A 21,317-nucleotide genomic window follows, 5' to 3' on the forward strand; every position below is an offset into this window, starting at 1 on the left:
GCCGGCTGAGTACATGAACGCCGAGATGTAACGGTATTGTTGGGACACTGGAGGACCGATTGTGAACACACCGCAACAGCGCGGTCGTGGCCGTGCCGCGATCCTGCTCGCACCAATGGTCATGATTCTCGCCGCTTTTCTTGTTGCTCCGATCCTAGGAGTCCTGAGGGTGAGCTTTCTGCCAGGGAGCCACCTGCTCGAGGGAAGCGGCTTCAGTTTCCAGCAATATTTTCTGTTTTTCGCCGATTCCTACTACACCTCTGTGCTTCTCGACACGTTCGTAGATGGATTGTTGGTCGGCGCAATCTGCCTCGTACTGGGCTTTCCCGTAGGTTACTCACTTGCTCGTCTCCCAGAATTTGCACGACGGTGGCGTACCGTTATCGTCATAATGCCATTGACTCTTAGTCTTGTGGTCGTGGTTCTCGGGTGGCTGATCGTAGTTGGCCGTAACGGAGCGATCAATGCGCTACTAGTGAATCTCGGCTTGCTATCCTCGCCAAAAATATTCTTATTCTCGCGACCAATGGTCATCATCGTCCTGGTCCAGCAGTTCATTCCATACATGGTTTTATCCATAATGAGCGTTGTCACGCAGATTGATCCAGTACTCGAGCAAGCGGCAGCAAATCTGCGGGCAAACCGCTTCACAACATTTCGGCGCGTCGTGATTCCGTTAGCATCCCCCGGCATTCTTGTCGGCTTTAACCTCGTCTTTGTCCTGTCGATCTCGGCCTTTGTTACCCCCCGACTTATCGGAGGAGATCGCGTTGTTATGCTCGGAGGCCTTATCTACGAGCGTATCATGACCGAGCTCAACTGGCCTTCAGGCGCAGCCATGGCTTTTTTTCTTTTCGCGAGTGGACTCGGCTTCACGGCGGCCCTGAACACTTTAGCTGCCTCCCGTCTAGTCAGAGGGCGAATCTATGCGCACTGATCTGATCGATTCCGTAATGGCGGTGTCCGGCGCGCTGATGCGCATAATCGTGTACACGCTGCTCGCCCTTCCGGTGCTTCTGGTGATCGTGTTATCGTTCACCAGGGATAGCACGATGAAGTTCCCTCCGACCGGCTTCTCGCTCCGCTGGTATCAGAAGCTCTGGGAGAGTGAACAGTTCATGTCCGCGCTCTGGACCAGCGCCTATGTTGCGGTATTCGTTGCTATCGTGGCACTTGCCGTCGGTTTCGCCGCAGCGTTTGCCATCGACCGATATTCATTTCGCGGCAAAGCCTTCCTGCAGGCACTCGCCTTTTCGCCCTTGATTGTTCCTGCTGTTGTTTTGGGGCTCGGCCTATTGCAGCTCTTTGCAAGATTCAACCTCACGCAGACGATCTACCCGTTGCTTCTGGGGCACCTGGTTCTTGCGATCCCCTATGTTGTGCGGACGGTGCTCGCCAGTCTCACGCTCCACAACCGGGTCCTCGAACAGGCTGCAATGAATCTGCGGGCTAGGCCTTGGCGTGTTCTTCGGCGCATCACGCTTCCGCTCATTCTACCCGGACTGATGTCCGCCGCGGTCTTCGCTTTTGTCACGTCGTTCGGCAATGTTACCGTGTCCGTGTTCCTTACGTATGGTGGATACGTGACGCTGCCAGTGCAGATCTTCGCGTACGTAGAGTCGAGCTATGATCCCCTTGTTGCGGCGGTTTCTACTGTTATGATTGTGGTGACATTGATCGTCGTCTCCGTGATTGAGCGCCTAATCGGGGCGGAAAGAATAGCGTAGGACGGGGGAAAGAGATGTTGGCGTTTACGAACGAGCATGAGAACCCTGTGCAGAATACGAGCGAACGCGTTGTGGAGTTGGCCTCCCTTTCTAAACATTATGGCAACATGGTTGCCGTCGCGGACGTGTCGCTTACAGCCCATCGAGGCGAGTTAGTTTGCCTTCTCGGCCCATCAGGGTGCGGTAAGACAACGACCCTGCGAATGGTTGCGGGATTTGAAGAGCCAACCTCAGGGACGGTCCGAATTTGCGGTTCCGACGTAACTCACCAGGCGCCCTACCGTCGCGATACTGGAATGGTTTTCCAAAGCTACGCCTTGTTCCCCCATATGACGGTCGCGGAGAACATTGCCTTTGGTTTAGAGAATTTGAAGTGTTCGCGTGAACAGCGTAAGAGCCGCGTGCAAGAAATGCTCAAGCTTGTCGAGTTACCTCAATTGGCTGAACGCCTGCCGCGTCAACTCTCAGGTGGTCAGCAACAACGCATCGCGCTCGCTCGCGCATTAGCTATCCGGCCAGCAGTGCTGCTTCTTGATGAACCATTCTCGAATTTGGATGCGCAGCTTCGCATCCGACTTCGCGCAGAACTGCAAGAGGTCATTCGGACAGTGAATGTCACCACATTGTTCGTGACACACGACCAGGAAGAGGCACTGACAATCTCAGATCGCATTGTCGTCATGAATGCGGGGCAAATTGAGCAAATCGGAACGCCAGGTGAGATCTATGAGACGCCCGCAACATCATTCGTGGCGAACTTCATCGGCTGGTGTTCTCTGCTCAGTGGAACCGTAGGAAGTGATGGATCGTTCACCTCGTCTGCTGGACTGCGTCTCCGGGGAAACTGGAGCTCTGGGCCCGGTACTGCGGTGATCCGACCCGAACAGGTTAAGCTGTCGATTGATGGCGCGCCTGGCGTAGTTTACCAGGCGAGAGTCTTGCAAGCGAACTATTGTGGTGGCGCAACGCGGGTCGTCTTGGATATCAACGGTGAGCGGCTGACGATGGAGGAACGGTTCTCATTCGGTCGTCAGCCGAAGCCCGGTGAGACCATAGCCATTACCATCAGTTCCAATGGCTTGAGAGTGATTCCCACAGGTCCATAAAACGCGTGACGCGCAGGCGTTTCGACGTGTGGAAGGGCCGCGTACAAAATGGCCTATTTTGCCTTTGGGTTGCCTTTCCTTGTTGCGGCCTGCACCGGCTTAGTCTTCCGTGAAGAACCTCCCAAGCCATTGAGCGGGAGTCGATTTCTGGAGCGGAGAGAGGTTTGAGATTGCAAGCTTTGGGGCTTTGAGGACCCAAAAGCTTGCAATTTCATTTTCGGGATTCCGTCGAATCGCGCGTCGTGATTCCGTGGTGGCATCGGGAGGGAACGATGAAGCCGAAGGAACGACGCGACAGCGGACAGTCCGATCTTCTGCGCTCCCGGCTGGACGCGATCATCGATATGGGTCACCCGCTGGTGAAGCTTTCGCGGACGATCGACTGGTCGTTCCTCGAGCAGCGGCTCGGGGCGGTCTATGAGGACAAGCCAGGTCGGCCGCCGCTGTCGACGCGGCTCATGGCCGGATTGGCCATTCTCAAGCACACCTACGACCTCTCCGACGAGGTGTTGTGCGAGCGCTGGGTGGAGAATCCTTATTACCAGTTCTTCTGCGGCGAAGAGTTCTTCCAGCACCGCCTGGTGTTCGATCGCTCCTCATTGACGCGCTGGCGCCAGCGCATGGGCGAGGAGAAGCTGCAAGCCCTGCTGCAGGAGAGCCTTGCGGTCGCCACCAAGACCGAGGCGATCAAGCCGTCCGATCTCAACCGCGCCATCGTCGACACCACGGTGCAGCCCAAGAACGTGATGTTCCCGACCGATGCCAGGCTCCTGAACCGCGCCCGTGAGATCCTGGTGCGGCTCGCCAAGGCCGCCGGCATCACGCTGCGTCAGTCCTACGGGCGGGTCGGCAAGTTCGCGCTGATCAAGCACCAGCGCTATGCCCATGCCAAGCAGTTCAAGCGCGCCAACCGGGCCTTGAAGACGCTCCGAACCTATCTGGGTCGCGTCATCCGTGACATCGGCCGCAAGCTCGGTGGCAACGCTGACCTGCTCGGTGGGATCGGGTTGGAGCGCATGCTGGCGCGGGCGCGACGGGTGCTTGAACAGAAGCAGCACCAGCGTGGACCGAAGGTCTACTCGCTGCACGCTCCGGAGGTGGAGTGCATCGGCAAGGGCAAGGCCCACCGGCCCTACGAGTTCGGGGTCAAGGTTTCCGTTGCCACCACGCTATCGCACGCCAGGGGTGGCCAGTTCGTCACCCATGTGAAGGCGCTGCCCGGCAATCCCTATGACGGCCATACACTCGAAACCGTCATCCCGGACATGGAGGCACTGATCGGCAACATCATCGAGCGCCTTGTTCTCGACAAAGGTTATCGCGGCCACAATGCGCCACCCGACTACAAGTTCAGGGTGTTCATCTCAGGGCAGAAGCGGTGGGTGACACCGAAGATCAAGCGCGAGCTGCGCCGGCGTTCCGCCGTCGAGCCGGTCATCGGCCATCTCAAATCCGAGCACCGAATGGGCCGCAATTATCTCTGGTATCGCGAGGGCGACGCCGCCAATGCCATCCTCGCCGCCGTCGGCTACAACTTCCGCCGTCTGATCCGGTGGCTCGCTCTCTTGCTGTCCCAAATCCTCGTCCCGATCACGCTTCGACTTCAGCTCGTCACCGGCTGAAATCGGCGTTCTTCACGGACGACGGCTTATCTATGTCGCGACTTACTAAATGTTATGACGCCGAACAAAGTGGATTCTTCGTGTATTTTGCCGAAATTCACCGCGCAGGACGCGTGAACGCGGTTTATCCGCGTCCTACGCGGTATAGATGATGAGGCGTGCTGGATCGCTGACTTGAGGTCTGACTCCCTGAGCTGCATTTCCAGCATGATTCAAGGATTCCGTGAATTCGCCGCATCAGCTGTATTGTTGACTAAAGATCGCCGGAGATACAAACAATGAAAGTACTTTGCCTGTGGCATGCGACCGACCGCGAACTTGAGTACGTCAAGACGCAGATGCCACCTAACACTGAGGTTGTCGCTCCTAAAGGAGAGTACTTTTCTCGCTTCGAGAGCACCTACGCCGACCTGGCGGAGCACGCTTTTGACGCTGACGTGTTCATTGGTTGGACATTGCCGAGAGGTATTCTGAAAATCGCAAAAAACCTGAAGCTTCTGTGTTGGCACCATTCTGGCATCGATGATCTCGATCACACCTATATGAAGGATCGTGGAATAAGGGTAGCCAATGCCAGAGGTGCAAATGCAGCAGCTTGCGCAGAACATGCTCTGATGTTGATCCTCGCGCTCGCGAAGAAAACACTTTTTAAGCATCAAACACTGCTGCATGGTCAGCGTGTTTTCCCGACGTTTGACGAAAGCACTTGGGGCGACATGCTGGAGGGCCGCACCATGTGTATCATTGGCCCTGGCGAAATTGGCAGCCGCATCGCTAAGCATGCGAAGGGATTTGACATGCATGTTCTTGGCGTACGGAGAGATAAAAGCCGCCCCGCTGAGCATGTCGATTTCATGTACGGCATGGACGAGCTGCACGATGTCCTCAGAAGGAGTGATTATGTAGTCGTTGCAATACCTCATACGACCGAAACGTATCAGTTTTTCGGCAAAGATGAATTCGAGGCCATGAAGCCTTCTGCTTACCTGATTAACATCGCCCGTGGGAAGCTCGTCCAAGAGAAGCCATTATATGAGGCGCTGGTATCCGGGCGTTTGCGTGGCTTCGGATCAGATGCATGGCCGCGATATGAGTTTGGCGAGTCATTTCCGATCAGCTATACATCGCGGCTTAAAATTCATGAGCTGCCGAACGTTGTAGGATCGATCAGCGAAGCGGGTAATGCAGACGATGTTCTGGAAAGGGTCATCCGGTTCTCGACCGAGTCAGTAAATGAGTTTGTAGCCGGAAAGCAGATGACGCGCGAGGTCAGCTTAGACTTGGGATACTGATATAGAAGCTATAGAATAATTGGCATGATGGGTGTTGAAATTTATCAACGGGCCACCATGCCGACAAGAAAATCATGTTGGTCTCGTTCTCTTCAGATTGCCGTCATAGCCGTAGCGATCATGACCGCCTCCTTGGCACGCGCAACGGCCAAAGCTGTTCGCCGACGAGACGATGATGCTGGCGCTCGATTGAGGGCGCGCCAAGACCGGTCAACTCTGGGCCTGTGCGGCGGACGACCGGCCATCGGGCGTGACCTGCCACTGCGTATTTCCTCCAGATGGAGTTAGAGTCCGGCCCGACAGATGAAGCGAGCAAGGTTCACGGAAGAGTAGATTATCGCGGTATTGAAGGAGCATGAGGCTGGGGCGAAGACGGCCGACCTGGCCCGCAAGCACGGTGTTTCCGAGGCGACGATCTACAATTGGAAGGCCAAATTCGGCGATATGGACGTTTCCGAAGCGAAACGGCAGAGGGCCCTGGAAGAGGAGAACGCGAAGCTGAAGAAGCTTCTGGCCGAGCAGATGTTCGATGCGGCCGCACTTCGCGAGCTCCTGTCAAAAAAATGGTAGGGCCCGCCGCCAAGCGCGCTGCGGTCGCGCATCTGCAGGCGGTCATGAGCCTGTCGGAACGGCGGGCCTGCTCGATCGTGGCCGCGGACCGGAAGATGATCCGCTATCGCTCCAGCCGTCCGCCGGACGCAGTTCTGCGCGGGCGATTGCGCGATCTCGCCAACGGGCGGCGGAGTTTCGGCTACCGCCGGCTGTTCGTTGTGCTGCGACGGGAGGGAGAGCCATCGGGGATCAACCGCATCTACCGGCTTTATCGCGAAGAAGGGCCCGCCGTCCCTAAGCGGCGGGCCCGCCGCAAGGCTGTGGGAGCCCGAGCTCCGATCCTGGTCGAAGCGAAGCCCAACGCGCGCTGGTCGCTGGACTTCGTCCACGATCAGTTCGCCAATGGCCAGCGCTTCCGCATCCTCAACATTGTCGACGATGTCACCAAGGAATGCCTGGGCGCCATTCCGGACACATCCATCTCCGGACGGCGCGTCGCCCGTGAACTGACCGCAATCATCGCGCGCCGCGGCAACTCAGGAAGGATCGTATCCGACCACGGCACCGAGTTCACCTGCAATGCCATGCTCGCTTGGTGCAAGGATGTTGCCATCGACTGGCACTTCCTCGCACCGGGAAAGCCGATGCAACGGCCGGATGCGCGATGAGCTGCTCAACGAGACCCTGTTCTTCGATCTCGATGACGCCCGCGCCAAAGTCGCCAACTGGGTCACCGACTATAATCTCCAGCGGCCTCACTCGTCGCTGAAATACCTGACCCCCCGCGGCCTATGCCGCTCACCTCACCGCAACGGACAGTCGGCTGCGCAACCCCGACCAGCTCCGCCGATCGTCCGTTCCTCCACCCGCGCCACTTGGCGTACAAAACTCCGAGACTCTAACTGTCGCTGGATGAAAACTCAGTGGCAGGTCAGGCGGCGACGATCCGCCGGGCGTCGCCTATTTCTATGCCCCGACATGGCCGATCGACCGATCAACCATGGCGGGGAGAGCGAACTTGGTTATGCCAAGACGGTTGGAGGGTTGTGCGTCGCCAGTACACGAAGGCGGACGTTTACAACTGCGCGCATACTCGAAGGCGACGACGCCTTTGCGAAACTCCCGAAGCTTAATAAGCGAACGATCATCGTTGCGGAAGGCGCGAATGCTATGTACCACTCTCGGTCATCGTCGGAAGCGCCGGCGCGCACACGGCGCGGCGGCGCTATGATGGCGCGGATACCGCGCCGACGCATCGTCCGCTCGATCCGGCCGGGTGGGCGCCTCGGCCCTGCCGGCTCAGGACGGCATGAACGCGAGGACTGCCGTAGCGGCTGCTGCTGTCTTGATGGACTTACCGGACAGCAGCCAGAAGCGCGGCATTGGATTTGGTCCGCTCACTCAACGGGCGATCGCGCCAGGCGTAATAGCCAGCCGGCGAGAACCTCGAGCACGGCACACATCAACCGCACCGGATAGGCCTCGCGGTGGTCTTGGTTGAAGCGGAAGCTCACGTCCGGGTTCCGGCAAAGATCGCGATCGACTTTATTAAAATGTCGCGCTCCATGCGCAGCCGTTCGTTCTCCTGGCGCAGCCGGGCGATCTCCGAAGTCTGATCCGCCGACATCGGCGTCGCCTGCGTGGTGGGGCCCCACGCCGCCGATGCCGGCTCCTGCCGGAACCTGTCAACCCAGCGCCGCAGCACCGAGTCCCGCAGACCGAGCTTCTTGGTCACAGACCCGATCGAGCGCCCGCTGGACAGTACCAAGAACTCGACCGATTGGCGCTTGTACTCTTCGGTGAACGACCGACGTTGACGTTCTATTCGACCCCTCCGGGCTCAACGAATCTACGACAGGTGTCCACTTATTCGGAGGACGTTCATGGGCCCACTGTCATTCGGCACAGGTCTGTAATGTCGTAGAAAGGGAGTTTCGTCAGCCGGCGGGTCGATGCCGAGACCGATGGAAACGCAGCAAACCGGGGGCGGAGGGCACTTCAGCTCGTCGTGCCAAAACTTCCCGCCTTCGATGCCGCCAATTACAATTCTGCGGCGGTCGGCTTCGTGTTCAACATAAAACAAATCTTCACTGCAATGCCTCGAGTCATATGTTAGGATTGCAATCTTAGCTTTATGTGGAAGTTGCCGCAGCAGTAGACTCAGCAAAAGCAAGCTTGATGTCACGACCGGCACGCAAACCGCCTGCGACAATGCTTTTTGATGTCTGATCGCAAAGCCACAGGTACTCGTAATAACTGCCGCGCCGCTGTCAACCAGTCTGTTCGCCGCAGCTATGAAGGCCGGCTCTAAGCTGGGATCCCCTTTGACAACCTGCTCGACACCCGCTCCAGCCACGACTTCGGAGATGGTGGGAAATTCAAAGGTCAATGGGTTGAGAATTGAACCGTCCGGAGGCTCCGCCGCAACTGTACCGGGGGTGGAGGAATCGGTCGAGCCGGAGAATTCCCAGCGTTTTCACAGCGGCGCTCATCATGCATCCAGTATACCGGCATTCTCACCATTATCGCACCATTCTTGCGAATTCCGATAGGTTATGCGACCTCAAAGGGGGGGAGGGGTGCAGATTTTCTGCGCGAGCCTACAAACTAACCTTCCGGTCGCCGAATTCGCTTGGCCTATCGAGAAGCCGCGGCTGGTACGCCTTGTGTTGTGGCGTACGCCGGTGGCTGGCTTTTCACGCAGATGCTGCCCCAGCGCATCGTGATGGAGCTGCTGCTCATCGGCTCGCCTCTCAGTGCGCACCGGGCGCTCGAGCTCGGATACGTCAATGCCGTGGTGCCGCAGCGAGAATTGCGGGCCGCGGCTATGGATGGCCTTGAGAATAGCCGCCAATGCGCCCCTGACGGTGCGGGCGGCCCGCGAACTCGTGTACCTTTCCACCGAGATGCGCCGATGTGCGGCGTTGCGCGCGGGGCGGCACCTGTTCGGGTTCCCTTACCTTAGCGAGTCTTCCGTGAAGAACCTCCCAAGCCATTGAGCGGGAGTCGATTTCTGGAGCGGAGAGAGGTTTGAGATTGCAAGCTTTGGGGCTTTGAGGACCCAAAAGCTTGCAATTTCATTTTCGGGATTCCGTCGAATCGCGCGTCGTGATTCCGTGGTGGCATCGGGAGGGAACGATGAAGCCGAAGGAACGACGCGACAGCGGACAGTCCGATCTTCTGCGCTCCCGGCTGGACGCGATCATCGATATGGGTCACCCGCTGGTGAAGCTTTCGCGGACGATCGACTGGTCGTTCCTCGAGCAGCGGCTCGGGGCGGTCTATGAGGACAAGCCAGGTCGGCCGCCGCTGTCGACGCGGCTCATGGCCGGATTGGCCATTCTCAAGCACACCTACGACCTCTCCGACGAGGTGTTGTGCGAGCGCTGGGTGGAGAATCCTTATTACCAGTTCTTCTGCGGCGAAGAGTTCTTCCAGCACCGCCTGGTGTTCGATCGCTCCTCATTGACGCGCTGGCGCCAGCGCATGGGCGAGGAGAAGCTGCAAGCCCTGCTGCAGGAGAGCCTTGCGGTCGCCACCAAGACCGAGGCGATCAAGCCGTCCGATCTCAACCGCGCCATCGTCGACACCACGGTGCAGCCCAAGAACGTGATGTTCCCGACCGATGCCAGGCTCCTGAACCGCGCCCGTGAGATCCTGGTGCGGCTCGCCAAGGCCGCCGGCATCACGCTGCGTCAGTCCTACGGGCGGGTCGGCAAGTTCGCGCTGATCAAGCACCAGCGCTATGCCCATGCCAAGCAGTTCAAGCGCGCCAACCGGGCCTTGAAGACGCTCCGAACCTATCTGGGTCGCGTCATCCGTGACATCGGCCGCAAGCTCGGTGGCAACGCTGACCTGCTCGGTGGGATCGGGTTGGAGCGCATGCTGGCGCGGGCGCGACGGGTGCTTGAACAGAAGCAGCACCAGCGTGGACCGAAGGTCTACTCGCTGCACGCTCCGGAGGTGGAGTGCATCGGCAAGGGCAAGGCCCACCGGCCCTACGAGTTCGGGGTCAAGGTTTCCGTTGCCACCACGCTATCGCACGCCAGGGGTGGCCAGTTCGTCACCCATGTGAAGGCGCTGCCCGGCAATCCCTATGACGGCCATACACTCGAAACCGTCATCCCGGACATGGAGGCACTGATCGGCAACATCATCGAGCGCCTTGTTCTCGACAAAGGTTATCGCGGCCACAATGCGCCACCCGACTACAAGTTCAGGGTGTTCATCTCAGGGCAGAAGCGGTGGGTGACACCGAAGATCAAGCGCGAGCTGCGCCGGCGTTCCGCCGTCGAGCCGGTCATCGGCCATCTCAAATCCGAGCACCGAATGGGCCGCAATTATCTCTGGTATCGCGAGGGCGACGCCGCCAATGCCATCCTCGCCGCCGTCGGCTACAACTTCCGCCGTCTGATCCGGTGGCTCGCTCTCTTGCTGTCCCAAATCCTCGTCCCGATCACGCTTCGACTTCAGCTCGTCACCGGCTGAAATCGGCGTTCTTCACGGACGACTAGCGAGAACCTGCAGGAGAAACCCGGTGCATTCGTGGAAAAGCCGTCGCCTCAGTGGCAGGGCCGCTGATCGATATCGGCTCACATAAAGATATACCCCGTGCTGCCGGATCTATTCACGGCCGTCATGTCATGTCAGGGCGCAGGCTTGGCGCACCAAGTCGATGCCAATCCGGCTCGCCATGCTCGAGGCAACGGGCAACGCGGACCGGCTCGCTCGATAGCCCTCCAGCTACTTGGCGCTGATGTATCCCGCGTTCCTTCAATGCGGCGGGTTAAGAGCCATCAGGATGCGGGCTGCTTGAGCTCAACTGATGAAGCAAATGAAAACGCTCGAGGGGGCCGGGTAGTGCGTCAATTCTGTTCGGCTCATCGAGCAAGACGGCGATCGTCATGCGGACGTGGTTCAAGCTTCCCGAGCGCAAGATATTGTTCCCTGAAAGTCGTGAGTAGCTTAAACCACCAGAACCGAGTCGCGCTCGACGACGGCAACGATCGCGTTCCGATGGACGGTATCGCCAGGCTTGAAGTGGACTGCAGTCACGGTGCCATCAACCTCGATTACAATGCGGAGCTCCATCTTCATGGATTCCATGATGATGGCCGCGTCGCCTGCTTTCACGCGCGCGCCGACGTCGATGTTGACCTTCAGCACCACGCCCGTCATCGGGGCACGCAGTTTGCCGCTGACCTCCGGAGTCGTATGGAGGTATCTTAGATAGGAAACTACGTATAAGGCGTGAGCCCGACGAGGATCGTGAACGTAGATAGCGTTCTCCCTCGGAAATATGCGTACGATCTCGCGGCGTGAATTTATCGCCGCTACAAAACTGTCTTCACCGAGCGCCGACAGTCTCACTGCAACCTTGGCCTCATTCACGCCAATCAACATCCAGTTGTCGGCTTGCATCGGTGCAAAGCGGATCTCCGCGCGCTTTCCTGCGCTCTCGAGATACAGGATGGGGATCGGCGCCATTCCGTCGTCGTCCGACGCCATGTGCCAGCCGGTCAGCTCCCTGGACAGCCACGGTCCTTTGGATCCAGCCTCCCGTTGACGCATCATCCAGAAATAGGCTGCCATCGCGAGCGTATCAGTGTCGCTATCATGGACCCCATTCGATCCATAGATCTGGTCATCAATGAGGCGCGTATGGAATGTGGCGTTCCTCGTCTCGGGTAACGCGATTAACCGTCCGAGGAACTCTCTGTTGGTTGTGACGCCGAAGATCGATGTCTCATTAAGCGCACGACGAAGCCGATCTAGTGCCTCGTCGCGATTATCGGCATGCACAATGAGTTTAGCAAGCATCGAGTCGTAGTAGGGCGTAACGATTGAACCACTTTCGACGCCGGTCTCGACGCGTATATCACCAGAGGGAAAGCTGACGTGCGCAACCTCTCCGGTGGATGGCATGAAGCCGTCGTTCGGGTCTTCCGCGCAGATGCGAGCCTCTATCGCATGCCCGCGGCATATCACCGTTCCTTGTGCGATCGAAAGGCCGTCACCGGCTGCGATGCGGAGCATGAGCTCGACGATGTCCTTACCGGTAACCATTTCGGTCACGGGATGCTCAACCTGAATCCGGGGGTTGACTTCGAGGAAATAGTAGTCTGCGCCGCTGACGAGGAACTCGATGGTGCCGACACCCCGGTACTTGAGCCGGCGGCCGAGCTGGACGGCATCCTCAAGCATGCGCTCGCGAAGCCTAGATGCCAGGTTGGGAGCCGGCGCCTCCTCGATCAGCTTCTGGTGACGGCGCTGGAGCGAACATTCGCGCTCGAACAGATGGATCACGTTTCCGTTGCCATCTCCCACGATCTGCACCTCGATGTGCCGGCCGCGCTGAATCAGCTTCTCTACGATCAGGCAGGCGTCACCGAAGGCATTCTTGGCTTCGCGCATCGCGGACTCGATTTCCTCGCGAAGTCTATCAATAGATGAGATGACCCGCATGCCCTTGCCGCCGCCACCGGCTGCAGCCTTCAGCATGACCGGAAACTCGAGTTGGCGGACTGCGTCTTCGATTTCGGCGGGATCTTCGCTGGGAGCCTGGCAGCCGGGCACCGTGGGAATGCCAGCCGCAACGGCCTCGCGTTTCGCAGACGCCTTATCGCTAAGGCGTTTGATAGTGTCCGGCGTAGGCCCGATGAACACGAGGCCGGCACCTTCGACCGCGTGAGCGAACGCTGCGTTCTCGGCCAGGAAGCCAAAACCCGGATGAATGGCTTCGGCGCCGGTGGTCATGGCGGCGGCGATCACGGTATTGATTCGCAGATAACTTTCTGAAGCCGGGGCGGCACCTATCTCGATTGATTCGCCAATGGTCTTGACATGCAAGGCGTCGGCATCCGCGGCGGAATGGACACCGGCCACCGCGACGCCGAGACGGCGGCAGCTGCGCGCGATGCGGCAGGCGATTTCACCCCGGCTGGCGATCAATATCTTCTTGAACACGGTGGAACTCCTGCGTCTACATCCGCAACACACCGAAGTTGGTGTGCCGATGCGGAATGCGGCCGGCCAGATCAAGCAGCAGCGCCATCACCTGGCGGGTTTCAAGCGGATCGATCACCATGTCGCACCATGTATTGCGGGCGAAGTTGTATGCATTGGCGAAGTCTTCAAATGCACGCCGAGTAGGGGCCATATAGGTCTCGCGTTCGGCGCTCGTCCAGGTTGTTCCCTCGCGCTTGTGAACCTTGTCCCTGACCATCACGAGCGTGGTGGCGGCCTGGTCGGCGCCCATAATCGCGGAACGGGCATTAGGCCACATCATCATGGCGTTCGGCCGGAACGCTCGGCCGCACATTGCGAAGTATCCAGCGCCATAGGCGTTGCCAATTATCAGCGTGTACTTCGGCACGTTGGCACTGGCCATTGCAGTGATCATCTTGGCTCCGTTCTTGGTGATGCCGCCTTCCTCGGCCTCGTGGCCGACCATGAAGCCGGTGACGTCGGCCATGAACAGCATCGGAATGGCCCGCTTGCAGCAGAGGTCGATGAAGTGCGTCGCCTTCAATGCGCTCTCGGAGAACAGCACGCCATTGTTGCAGAGGACACCGATCTCGAAGCCCATGATCCGCGCGAAGCCGGTCACTAGAGTGTCGCCATAGAGCGGTTTGATTTCGTGGAATTGGCTGCCGTCGACCAGTCGGGCGAGGATGTCGCGGTTGTTGGTGGGAACGCGAGGGTCGGAGCTGATCAGGCCGTAGATTTCGGCCGGGTCGAACAACGGTTCGTGTACGGAGGCGACCGTCCACCTTTGCCGGGGAACCTCGCCCAGATTGGCCACGATCTCACGCGTGATGGCAATTGCGTGGGCGTCATTCTCGGCAAGGTGATCGGTTACGCCGCTGATGCGACTGTGCATCTCGCCGCCGCCGAGCGCTTCGCTTCCGACCTCCTCGCGCGTTGCCGCGTAGACGAGCTGCGGACCTCCCAGAAACATGGCGCCTTGGTTTCGGATGATAACCGTCTCGTCGCAGAGTGCGGGGATATAGGCGCCGCCGGCGGTGGAGGGGCCGTGCACAATCGCGATTTGCGGAATACCTTCGGCGGACATTCTGATCTGGTTGTAGAAGATCGAGCCGAACTGGCCGTCATCGGGGAAAATGTTGGGCTGGTCGGGCAGGTTGGCACCTCCCGACTGGACCAGAGTTACGCAGGGAAGGCGGTGTTCCCAGGCGAAGCGTTGAGCGCGGACGTGCTTCTTGCATGTGATGCCGTAATAGGTTCCTCCCTTTATAGTGGGCTCATTGACGATGATCATACAGGGGCGTCTCGAGATCATTCCGACGCCGGTGATGATGCTGCCGCCGCCCGGCACGCCGTCGTACATGCCTTCACCGGCCAGCTGGCAGAATTCGAGGAATGGTGATCCGGGATCGATCAAGGCCGCGATGCGCTCGCGCGGCAAGAGCTGATCACGCTCCTTATGAAGCTTGCGCGCCCGCTCGGGTCCGCCGATCGCAGCCGCGGCCCGGCGCCGCCGAAGATCGGAGATGCGGTCAGTGTAGGCGTCGCGGTTGCGGATGTATTCCTTGCTCGAAGTGGCTACGTCTGATTTCATAATTGGCATTCCGGAGATCCTGGCAGCTGGACGACATTTCGCTTTCGATGCTCTTGCCGAATGTGAGAGCTTGGTTTGACTGTGCTATGTTCCTGAGAGATGCGCCGGCCCGAGAGCATGTTGCAGACACCCACCGGCAGAAGACGACCTCAATCTAGAACCATCATGGTGTCGCAGTTCAGTGGCTGCGTTGCGCTATTACAGATCCGATATTTCCGCCTCCGTAAGGAGGGAATCGCAATGCTGGCCCAAATCGAGCGACTCTCGAAGATCTTTATCGCCTAAGAGCGCAGATCGACCTATAAAGCGTTCAAACACTTTAGAGAGTGCCAGATCGACGCTGTCGCTGAGTGAACGCGATCGACCATCGTTGAGCGAACTGGAGCCTTGAAGTTCTCCGATAATTGTGGAGCCGCCCGAGGGCGGCGGCTGCGGATCCGCCTATGAAATGCGGACATTCTGGTCGCGATCAACTACCAATTCAAGCAATTGATCTTCGATCCCAGATGCACATCACTTAGTCGATGATCAAGCATGACCAACCGGCAAGGGATCGGCATGCAACGGAAATTACGGTTCGTCCTTGTCGCCGCCTCCGCTGCGCCTCTCCGCCGCGTGCCGAGCACGGATTGCATGACGATACAGCAGCTCAGCGGCCATATTATCACCGAAGAGAACGCTGGCAATCGAGGTCAATAGTGCGAAGCACGATAATGCCTTTCGGTTCGATCGTCGGAGCATATGCACGGTGCTTTGCGACAAGGTGGCTTTTTCTTGCTTATCCTTGCCTCTATGGCTTTCCTCGCCATAACTAAATACGTAGTGCCAGGACGCCATCCGCTTGCTTGCCCGACCGGGGCAGAACTAGCAACATTGGTAGTATGCGCCACAACGTCGGCATCGTAGCGTCCCTCAATAGTAAAAGAAGCGGGGCTCGCCATTGGTTGCGGAAGTAGAACTGAGGGAGATGCGGTCGAGCGCACAATTGGCAGTCTGGTGCGGCCAACGGCGATGCGGCGAGCCGGTGCAAGTTGGCGTGAAAGTGTTCTCTTGTGAGCTGAGTAGTCCTCTCGACTGCTTTGACAAAAATACAACTGATAAAGAAGGACGATACCATGACTTCTATGGCGTCATCGGCTGAGAAAGAAAGGATCATTGTGCTCGACACGACATTGCGTGATGGTGAGCAGGCGCCAGGGGCGACAATGAGCCTCGATGAAAAGCTCCAGATAGCTGAGACGCTTGATGAAATGAGGGTTGATGTCATAGAAGCGGGGTATCCGGCCGCATCGGAAGGAGACTTTAAAGCGGTACATGCGATTGCCAAGCAAGCAAAATGCGCAGTCGTATGTGGACTTGCGCGGGCTAGGCTAGAAGATATAGATCGTTGCGCTGAGGCTGTTAGGCCTGCAAAGCGCGGCCGCATTAGTACGTTCATTTCCACTTCGCCGATCCATATGAAATGGAAGCTTCAGATGAGGGAGGAACAGGTTTACGAGTTGGTAAGCGCTCAAGTAACAAGGGCGAGAACTCATACCGACGACGTCGAGTGGTCCTGCGAAGATGCCACGCGCAGCAAGCACGACTTTCTGTGCCGGTGCATCGAGGCGGCAATCAATGCCGGAGCGAGTACGATCAATCTGGCAGACACCGTTGGGTATTCCATGCCTCAGGAATACGCCGCTATGATTAGAATGGCTCAGGATCGCGTACCCAACTCTGATAAGGCGAAGTTTTCAGTCCATTGTCACAACGATCTTGGGATGGCAGTTTCGAACTCACTTGCCGGAATTTGCGCTGGCGCCCGACAGGTCGAGTGCACGGTCAATGGAATCGGCGAACGCGCGGGCAACGCATCCTTGGAAGAAGTCGTCATGGCCATTAAGGTTCGTAACGATATACTGCCTTACTGGACTAATATTGACGCTCAGATGCTTGCTCGCGCCTCCAAGCTAGTAAGCGAGGCGACCTCATTTCCGGTGCAGTACAACAAAGCGATTGTTGGTCGGAATGCGTTCGCGCACGAAGCCGGGATTCATCAAGATGGCATGTTGAAGAACGCCCGGACGTACGAAATAATGACACCGGAGAGCGTTGGTGTGGAGCGCACGTCGTTCGTTCTGGGAAAACACTCGGGTCGCCATGCATTCGCACGGAAAATGCAAGAGCTTGGCTACGGGCACTCAGAGCACGCACTAGAACGCGCGTTTGTACAGTTTAAGGCGTTGGCAGATCGGAGCAAAAACATCTCTGATGAGGATATTAAAGCCTTAGTTGCTGCCGAGCTGGCGGAGCGGTGATTTCGGGAAGATGCGGCAAGATAATGCAGGCGGCTGCGGATTTGCCTGGACGGCTGTTGCGAGGTTTCTTAACTCAATTGGTGCCGGCGTGGACGAGCGTTGGACGCTCATAGGTTCACAGTTGCTCTTGCTCCGTCAGTGCGCAGCCTCCTAAAATAACAGCCGACATCAAGCCTCGATTGCTCGCATGGTGCGCTTGTCAGGTCGATCATTCGCGCGGCGTATGGATATCCGCTCGCTTCAGCTGTTCGTAACCGTTTGCGAGTTGGGCTCGATTGGTAGGGCGGCAGATCGGGAATCGCTGGCGGTCTCCGCAATCAGTAAGAGGCTTACTGACCTGGAGGCGGTCATCGGCGCGCAGTTGCTCTATCGTCATACAAGAGGCGTAAACGTTACACCTGCTGGTGAGGCACTCCTCCATCACGTGCGGGCCATTCTGCTTAAAATCCGAAAGATGCAGATCGATCTCAGTGAGTATGGTGACGGTGTTCGAGGACATGTCAGGATGCAGGCCAACCTATCGGCAATTATTCAGTATCTTCCGGAAGATCTCGGCACCTTCCTCAATTTGCAGCCAAAAGTGAAGATCGACGTAGAGGAACATCTCAGCGTTCACATCGTTAGAGCCGTCGCCGAGGGCGCCGCCGACCTTGGCATTTGTAGCTCGAGTATAATTCCGGCGCCCCCGGGCTTGGAAACAGTCCGCTATCGAAATGATGAACTCGTCTTAGTGGTGCCGCGGAAACACGCGCTTGCGCGGCAAAGTACGGTGTCCTTCGGCGCGACCTTGGATTTCGACCACGTCAGCTTGCATAAGAACAGCTCGATCGCGCTTGCTATGCGCGATGCCGCAGCCGCTGCAAACCGGCACATCCAGAGTCGCATTCAAGTAACCAGTCCACATGCAATGTGCCGAATGATTCAAAACGGCTTTGGCGTCGGGATCATGCCCCGTCGAGCATTCAACTTTGAGCGGAGTGTAGGCGACCTTGTATGTGTAAAGCTTCGAGAGCCTTGGGCTATGCGCAGTCTGAACCTTGTGTCAAGAGACTTCGCTGGGATACCGCTCACTAGCAGGCAACTGGTCCATCATCTTCGATCGGCAGGTAAGTAGCACTGCTGTCCTAGCATAAGAGAAAGTCGATGAAAGGTCAGCCGCCCGGCTTGTTCGAGCGCATCCACCAACGCCTACGGTGGCTTCTCGGGTTGTCGCAGAAATGCCGGTGCCCATTGAGGTCGACGAGCGCTAGCCACCGACTTGGGGCATCGACGAGATCAAACATACGAGCGCTTTGATCCGGGCGCGCCGCGCTGTCGTTCGATCTGCTGTTAAGGATCGTGCGGGAACCATTCTAACGATGGCTTGACTAGTGGCTCTTGCTCTTATCCTGTAAGCAACCTCGGAGTTCACGATCGTGATCACAACTTAATGGTAGGTTGCAGCCCCCCACTGAATAGATCACAGCGCCAACCTTCAGCCCAAAACCAAGCAAGATCTCGCGGATATTAATCCACATCGATAAGTTGCCAAAGGGGCTGCTTGGCCGAAACCGGCAGCACTGAGTCTCTTGAGCCCATCGGTTCCGAGAGCCTCCAGCCCGATCCGCCTCACTGCAAGGCCCAGCCGTAGAATTCAATTACGGTGTCGGAGCTGCTCGCCATCTTAGCTTCCTTCCTGATCTTGCGCTGGGCATTCACACGCGCGCTCGACAGTTCCCACGACCCAAAAATTCAGGCATAGTTCTTTTACGGCTGGCCTTCGTCTCTAGATGCTTAGAGCCGACTCAGATCGTGACCTCATCATCTATTGGGGACGGGTGGGTGTGTGTGTTCGCCTCTTGCTCGGCGCCGGGCCATTACGGCATCTACATCCCTGCCGTAGTTGAAGGAATGACTGCATCCAGCTTGCGCCTAGCGCCGCATAACGGTCGACTGCACCCGTTGCCGCATAAGATGTGTGGCACGCCCATGCAAGGGCTTTTCAGCTATGGTTGAACGAGCGTGATCCCCGAGGTTCGAAAGAATGACGTTCTCCTGAATCAATTGACACGCACTCCGAGCGAAGTCCCAAATGCGGAAGATGGCCGTTCGTGGCGTTCTCGCTACTGGAATTGAGCGATCCTTCCTTGAAGGGCGCTTGCTGCAACTGTGTATGGGCTCGCCAGCCAGACTTGGCCCGGTCCTGATCGACCTGGATAATTGCGGTTAATGGCACTAATGGTCACTTGCCCCGCTTTTTCCGATTGGCCTGGCCCGCAATTAGCGCATGCACCGCAGCCGGGCATGAGCAGGACGGCGCCAACCTGCCGAAACGTCTCGAGGAAACCGCGGTCCGCGCAATATTGATAGACGTCGTGTGTGCCGAACTGCAGGAACAGTGTAGTTTCGGCAGCGACGCGTAAGCCGTGGTCGAGACCCCACCGAAGGACTTCATGATATGCATCGAAGTCGCTCCGCTTTCCCCCCGTGCAAGATCCCCCATATGCAATGTCGATCTTTACTGGCGCGGTCAATTGTGTAATCGAAATTCCGTTACCAGGATCGCCCGGGCTAGCGATCATTGGGGACAGCGCCCCTGCTTCAACCCTAATCCTTGCGCGATAGCGTGCATTAGCATCGCTGGTCATCCATGGCTTGATGCGGAACTCGATTTCGCGGCGGTCCCGGAGGAAGGCTACCGTCTGTTCGTCCGGCGCGACTATGCCCGTGAAGCCTCCAAGCTCAGCGACCATGTTCGTGAGTGTCGCGCGCTCGTCCACTGGCATCGATCGAACCGTGGAACCACAGTATTCGAAGACGCAACCCATACCCATTCCGGCGCGCATGTCAGGTTGCTGCAGTAGATGGAGTGCAATATCCTTTGCGGTAACTGCATGAGGAAGCAAGCCATCGATCTCAATACGCAGTGTTTCGGGAACCTTGCATCTCACATAGCCGGTAACCCAGCTATTGGCCATCTCGGTTGCGCCCACGCCAAAAGCCAGACATCCCAAGGCCCCGGAGTGGGGGGTATGGGAATCTGTCCCGACGACGATTTGTCCCGGCAGCGCATACCGCTCCGCCATAATTGCGTGAGAGATTCCTTCTGAGCCCGTGCCGTCCTGCAAAGCTTCATGGGATCGAACGGGATATAGCCTCGTAAACCGATGGTGGCCCTCTTCCAGCTCGGCCACACCGTCAAGCAAATCGTTATGCTGGTGTGGGACACTTTGATGCGCGAGAACCAAATGATCGTGAAAGGCGACAACGCGATCGGGCTTAAACAGCGCCGCCGGCTCACCAAAGGCCCTGTGCATGAAGTGTGCGGCCATTCCAGTAAAGTAGTCGTGGCTGAATCGCCAGTCGGCACTCACGAAAATGCCGGTGCCGGGTTCAAGATGACATGTTTTCGGGTGGAGGTGGCGCTCAAGGATCTTTTCAACCAGTGTTCTCGGTGAAACCGTGTTTGTGTTCCCCTGTTGAACAACAGGTGGGTTCCAGACCTGCGATCGTGCGTAAGGCAATAATCCACCCGCCCGGACTATGCGGCAGGTTAGATCGTCGCGCCCTTGAAGAAATTCCTCAATCGGAATCGGATCGCCCGCTTCTATGCGGTCGATGAGCGAGTAGTTTGTGCTCGTGAGGATACCGAGGTTGTCGCAGTTTTGCTGGTAGATTTGCTCGAAGCTCTCGGCGATGACCAAACGTATGCCAGCGTGAAGCTCGGCTAGGGGACTCGATTCTCGCGACGAGCCTTTTCCGTAACGCCTGCCCGCGACCGTTACAGCAAAGCCTCCACGGCGTATGTCATCAACGCCGATCGGTCGCTCGCCTCGCGTTTCGAAGCCGACGTAGGGATATTGTCCGAGCCTCTCGTCAAAGGAGAACATCACAGTAACCGGCGTAATCTCATCGGTCGAGATATTGTCCCGCAATTTGCCGGCACTGGTTATGCTCAACGATTTCCCCTCTAGCTGCGCGAGAACAAGCGCGGGATCTTCTGTTAGGAAGAGTACGCGGCCGTTGATGCGGACGAGGTTATCCGCGGGCATATGCGAGTGGCTCATTAACGAAGCTTAGCGGGAGACCTGCAAGTCGGCGCCGCGAAAATGACGAAGCCCCTCTTCTCGAGAGACGATTGCGCGACTGCACCGTGAA

The 21,317-nt window shown here is 57.8% G+C and carries 11 protein-coding genes and 2 pseudogenes; 9 read left to right on the forward strand and 4 right to left on the reverse strand.

Going from position 1 to position 21,317, the window contains the following annotated elements; genetic code table 11:
• The first annotated feature begins 61 nt into the window (after positions 1-61).
• The 6 genes and pseudogenes from ACR9YP_RS10185 (at position 62) to ACR9YP_RS10210 (ending at position 7,215) form a co-directional block, all read left to right on the forward strand.
• Positions 62-937 (forward strand): ABC transporter permease, encoded by an 876-nt coding sequence (locus tag ACR9YP_RS10185; protein ID WP_474219598.1) that lies wholly within the window; start codon positions 62-64, stop codon positions 935-937.
• Entirely contained in the window at positions 927-1,727 is an 801-nt protein-coding gene (locus ACR9YP_RS10190; protein ID WP_474219599.1) for an ABC transporter permease, read from the forward strand. The genes ACR9YP_RS10185 and ACR9YP_RS10190 overlap by 11 nt, the downstream gene beginning before the upstream one ends.
• A gap of 107 nt (positions 1,728-1,834) precedes the next feature.
• Complete coding sequence (locus ACR9YP_RS10195) at positions 1,835-2,833, forward strand: ABC transporter ATP-binding protein (protein WP_474221021.1); 999 nt, start codon at positions 1,835-1,837, stop codon at positions 2,831-2,833.
• 272 nt (positions 2,834-3,105) lie between these two features.
• Positions 3,106-4,455, forward strand: a complete 1,350-nt coding sequence (locus tag ACR9YP_RS10200) for an IS5 family transposase (RefSeq protein ID WP_474218974.1) — start codon at positions 3,106-3,108, stop codon at positions 4,453-4,455.
• A 278-nt stretch (positions 4,456-4,733) separates the two neighbouring features.
• Positions 4,734-5,747, forward strand: coding sequence for an NAD(P)-dependent oxidoreductase (locus ACR9YP_RS10205; protein ID WP_474219600.1), 1,014 nt, complete (start codon positions 4,734-4,736; stop codon positions 5,745-5,747).
• A gap of 333 nt (positions 5,748-6,080) precedes the next feature.
• A pseudogene (locus ACR9YP_RS10210) lies at positions 6,081-7,215 on the forward strand (IS3 family transposase).
• Between the two features lie 594 nt (positions 7,216-7,809).
• On the opposite strand, the gene ACR9YP_RS10215 reads toward ACR9YP_RS10210, so the two are convergent.
• Positions 7,810-8,124, reverse strand: coding sequence for a transposase (locus ACR9YP_RS10215; protein ID WP_474221022.1), 315 nt, complete (start codon positions 8,122-8,124; stop codon positions 7,810-7,812).
• Between the two features lie 1,313 nt (positions 8,125-9,437).
• On the opposite strand from ACR9YP_RS10215, the gene ACR9YP_RS10220 reads away from it, so the two are divergent.
• The gene (locus ACR9YP_RS10220) at positions 9,438-10,787 is read left to right on the forward strand and encodes an IS5 family transposase (protein WP_474218974.1); all 1,350 of its coding nucleotides are present in this window, start codon (positions 9,438-9,440) and stop codon (positions 10,785-10,787) included.
• 477 nt (positions 10,788-11,264) lie between these two features.
• Here ACR9YP_RS10220 and ACR9YP_RS10225 read toward each other — a convergent pair whose 3' ends face one another.
• Both ACR9YP_RS10225 and ACR9YP_RS10230 read right to left on the reverse strand, forming a co-directional pair.
• On the reverse strand, positions 11,265-13,265 hold the full coding sequence (locus ACR9YP_RS10225) for an acetyl/propionyl/methylcrotonyl-CoA carboxylase subunit alpha (protein WP_474219601.1): 2,001 nt from the start codon (positions 13,263-13,265) through the stop codon (positions 11,265-11,267).
• A 16-nt stretch (positions 13,266-13,281) separates the two neighbouring features.
• The gene (locus ACR9YP_RS10230) at positions 13,282-14,889 is read right to left on the reverse strand and encodes a carboxyl transferase domain-containing protein (protein ID WP_474219602.1); all 1,608 of its coding nucleotides are present in this window, start codon (positions 14,887-14,889) and stop codon (positions 13,282-13,284) included.
• A gap of 1,115 nt (positions 14,890-16,004) precedes the next feature.
• Between ACR9YP_RS10230 and ACR9YP_RS10235 the strand changes: the two are divergent.
• Positions 16,005-17,174 (forward strand): annotated as a pseudogene (locus tag ACR9YP_RS10235) (2-isopropylmalate synthase); the annotation flags it as partial.
• A 193-nt stretch (positions 17,175-17,367) separates the two neighbouring features.
• Positions 17,368-18,294: a LysR family transcriptional regulator gene (locus tag ACR9YP_RS10240; RefSeq protein WP_474219603.1), complete on the forward strand. Its 927-nt coding sequence runs from the start codon at positions 17,368-17,370 to the stop codon at positions 18,292-18,294.
• A 988-nt stretch (positions 18,295-19,282) separates the two neighbouring features.
• Here the strand turns inward: ACR9YP_RS10240 and ACR9YP_RS10245 are convergent.
• Positions 19,283-21,211: an aconitase family protein gene (locus tag ACR9YP_RS10245; RefSeq protein WP_474219604.1), complete on the reverse strand. Its 1,929-nt coding sequence runs from the start codon at positions 21,209-21,211 to the stop codon at positions 19,283-19,285.
• Positions 21,212-21,317 lie beyond the last annotated feature (106 nt).

Source organism: Bradyrhizobium sp. BR14999, assembly GCF_056106085.1.

Coding starts and splice junctions, on each gene's coding strand:
- ACR9YP_RS10190 (WP_474219599.1), top strand. CDS start 927: ATGCGCACTGATCTGATCGATTCCGTAATGGCGGTGTCCGGCGCGCTG.
- ACR9YP_RS10195 (WP_474221021.1), top strand. CDS start 1,835: ATGGTTGCCGTCGCGGACGTGTCGCTTACAGCCCATCGAGGCGAGTTA.
- ACR9YP_RS10200 (WP_474218974.1), top strand. CDS start 3,106: ATGAAGCCGAAGGAACGACGCGACAGCGGACAGTCCGATCTTCTGCGC.
- ACR9YP_RS10205 (WP_474219600.1), top strand. CDS start 4,734: ATGAAAGTACTTTGCCTGTGGCATGCGACCGACCGCGAACTTGAGTAC.
- ACR9YP_RS10220 (WP_474218974.1), top strand. CDS start 9,438: ATGAAGCCGAAGGAACGACGCGACAGCGGACAGTCCGATCTTCTGCGC.
- ACR9YP_RS10230 (WP_474219602.1), bottom strand. CDS start 14,889: ATGCCAATTATGAAATCAGACGTAGCCACTTCGAGCAAGGAATACATC.
- ACR9YP_RS10240 (WP_474219603.1), top strand. CDS start 17,368: ATGGTGCGCTTGTCAGGTCGATCATTCGCGCGGCGTATGGATATCCGC.
- ACR9YP_RS10245 (WP_474219604.1), bottom strand. CDS start 21,211: ATGCCCGCGGATAACCTCGTCCGCATCAACGGCCGCGTACTCTTCCTA.